Consider the following 312-nt stretch of genomic DNA (forward strand, 5'->3'; position numbering starts at 1 on the left):
GTGGAAGTGGTGTGAGCCATTAAGCTAACTTGTACTAATTACCCGTGAGGCTTAACCATACAACGCCAAACGCGTTTTATGCGACAGTTTAGACAGAAGTTAATATGACTAAAGTAGATATTACTTAGAAAGACTTAAAAAATATTATCAGATATTTTCCAAATTCAGTTAATGCGTAGCGATACGAATTAACGCCCAAATTTGCTTGGTGACAATAGCGTTTTGGACCCACCTGACTCCATGCCGAACTCAGTAGTGAAACGAAACAGCGCCGATGATAGTGTAGCATTTGCTATGTGAAAGTAGGACATT

1 rRNA gene is annotated in these 312 nt (G+C 39.1%); it reads left to right on the forward strand.

From position 1 onward, the window contains the following. Nucleotides 1–204: 204 nt before the first annotated feature. Nucleotides 205–312: ribosomal RNA gene (rrf, locus tag H5116_RS20185) — 5S ribosomal RNA — on the forward strand; the annotation flags it as partial.

Source organism: Pseudoalteromonas sp. SG45-2, from assembly GCF_014164115.1.
In the GTDB taxonomy this organism is placed as follows: Bacteria; Pseudomonadota; Gammaproteobacteria; order Enterobacterales; family Alteromonadaceae; genus Pseudoalteromonas; species Pseudoalteromonas distincta.